Raw genomic sequence first — 2,276 nt, 5'->3', positions numbered from 1 at the left:
TCATATTTGCTCTTTAATAGACATAGGCGTGATAATTAAAAATCAAATCAATCCCATACGCAGAAATCATTAATTCTTTCCCCCTACTCTGTACGGACGTTGCATAACAAAAATGCGTTTCATGTCACGCAGCGTTTCGCTACGCGACATGAAAAATGCGCGTTGTGCGCCAGCTAAACGTCCCTACCTCCGACCTACTCCCTCTTTTCCACCAGAGGTCTAATATGGATGCTAGTGATGGGGATAAGGCTAAAGTATTCGATACGGGAGTCCATAGCACTATCACTATCCCTGATTTATTTCTGCTGTCTTAATAGCTAACTTTACTGTCTGAAAAAAGTACAGTAAATTCAAAATTCTACAGTCAATATAAATGTTTCAGTTATCCAATCAAAAATGTTACATAGATTGACAAGTAAACTAGAAATGTGTATCTAAGAGCTTAGATGAAAATCTAATTCAATATTAACCATGCAATTATCAAATCTGCTGTCCCGTAGTCCATTAATTATTTTGGGTGCGATTGCCGGAGTTATGGTCTCCCATCAAAATGCGATCGCCACGAACAAAATCGTAATAGATATAGCTGGCCCAATAAAAGCATCGATCAAAGTTAAGGATCTACGACAATTTGCAGAAACGGGTAAAACGACCAAAACAATTTCTCAAGCTCTAGGCATATCAAAAGTCAACCCTAATACAGTTCGTGGATTAATGACATTAGAAGTAGGAGCTAATGTTGCTAACCTAGCCAAAGTGCTGTATAGTAACATTGGTCAAAATCTAACTAAAGGCGTCACCGAAGTAGTTCAGACGAGACACAATTATGAAAGTGACAAAGCCCTACGTTCTGCCATTATCTTAGCAGCAGCAGATGACAATCGAATATCAGTGCTAGAAGTTCTCGAAAAATATCCTACCGCAGAAATGCACATAGACGTAGGTAAAATTAACGAAATTGTAGGAAAAGTTAAAGAGACTATCGGTAATTTAGGAGAACTACTCAATTAAATCTACGATTCTGAAGGCGGAGTTATCTTATTAGTATATTCATCAGTATAATGTTGCTGGCCAGTTACCGAATCAACTGCCACAGCCTCTATATATTGACTATCTATAAGAAATGCTCCCTTCTCAAAACGAACAGCCCAATAATTTCCTGCTTTGCAACTTAAAATGGTGCCTACTTCACCCAAACGCACTACATTAGGGGGACGTAATATGGGCATCGATTCAGCAGTTTTGATGTATGGTGGTTGAACGACTAATCTGACTTTTTGGCCAACAGAAAATTCATTTTCCATTTATTATACTCCCATAATATTTGCTTTTTTATTTCTTATCATAAAGTTGGTCATCCCCCCTCTCGGTCATTTCAGTTATCAGTTATAGCAATCGAAACAAAGGGCGCGGACATTTATAAATGCTCAAACTTAGTTAGGGATTACTTTTGACTTTTGAATGCATGACTTGCGCGTAGCGCTATATCAGTACCTTTGGCCTCAGCCAAAGCCTTAAGACCTGATTTTTTGTTCAAGGGAATTCAAGAGTTTAATATAATTAATTTTAGTCAAGTTACAAAAAGCTGCCATAAGTCTAGGGAAGGTACTACAATAGATATGGCGAGTATGAAATTGTAGGGGGTAATGATCGTGGCTACAGGTCGTCGCGTTTCCAGGGTTGCTTCATTAATCAAGCAGGAAATCAGCCAGATGTTGCTCCATGGTATCAAAGATAACCGCGTGGGTATTGGTATGGTCAGTGTCACAGATGTAAATGTTTCTGGAGACTTACAACACGCTAAAATATTTGTAAGTATCTATGGGTCTGACCAAGTAAGGTCTGAAACCATGGCAGGTTTAAGGTCTGCCACTGGCTATGTCCGTAGTGAGTTAGGCCATAGAATACGTCTACGTCGAACTCCAGAAGTTATCTTTATCGAAGACCGCTCTCTAGAGCGTGGGACTGAAATTATATCACTGTTAAACCAACTTTCCCAAGAACGGCAACAAGAGGAAACAGAAGATATTACCGAATAATTAATAATTAATAATTAATAATTAATAATTAAATAATTCAAGTTTAAAGCCTCTCCTTTCCAGGGGAAAAAAAGAAATTTTTTTCTTTGATCCTCAATCCTTTCCCTAAAAGCTATCCCTTATAAGGAACTCCTGAAACCCTTGTAGGAGGGTGGGGAGAGGGGGAAGAGGGGGAAGAGGGGGGAGTAAGAATCTTGGGGTGCATTTCTCACTTCTTTATGTCTAATTCAATACATT

Annotated in this window: 3 protein-coding genes; 2 read left to right on the top strand and 1 reads right to left on the bottom strand. The window is 38.7% G+C overall.

The genetic code is table 11. The features are described from left to right. Positions 1 to 471: 471 nt before the first annotated feature. Positions 472 to 1,011, top strand: a complete 540-nt coding sequence (locus F6K22_RS39090) for an alpha/beta hydrolase (protein WP_293110348.1) — start codon at positions 472 to 474, stop codon at positions 1,009 to 1,011. A 2-nt stretch (positions 1,012 to 1,013) separates the two neighbouring features. Here F6K22_RS39090 and sipA read toward each other — a convergent pair whose 3' ends face one another. Next, positions 1,014 to 1,304, bottom strand: a complete 291-nt coding sequence (sipA, locus tag F6K22_RS39085; protein WP_293110346.1) for a regulatory protein SipA — start codon at positions 1,302 to 1,304, stop codon at positions 1,014 to 1,016. 348 nt (positions 1,305 to 1,652) lie between these two features. Here sipA and rbfA point away from each other — a divergent pair, with 348 nt between their 5' ends. Next, complete coding sequence (rbfA, locus tag F6K22_RS39080) at positions 1,653 to 2,039, top strand: 30S ribosome-binding factor RbfA (RefSeq protein WP_293110350.1); 387 nt, start codon at positions 1,653 to 1,655, stop codon at positions 2,037 to 2,039. Positions 2,040 to 2,276: the final 237 nt, after the last annotated feature.

It is taken from the genome of Okeania sp. SIO2F4 (genome assembly GCF_010672385.1).
Taxonomy (GTDB): domain Bacteria; phylum Cyanobacteriota; class Cyanobacteriia; order Cyanobacteriales; family Microcoleaceae; genus Trichodesmium.
Note: the sequence above shows the minus strand (reverse complement) of the source record. Positions and strands in the feature narration are given on the sequence as shown.

Bases quoted from the DNA above. Each gene is read 5' to 3' on its own strand.
- sipA (WP_293110346.1), bottom strand. From the start codon at position 1,304: ATGGAAAATGAATTTTCTGTTGGCCAAAAAGTCAGATTAGTCGTTCAA.
- F6K22_RS39090 (WP_293110348.1), top strand. From the start codon at position 472: ATGCAATTATCAAATCTGCTGTCCCGTAGTCCATTAATTATTTTGGGT.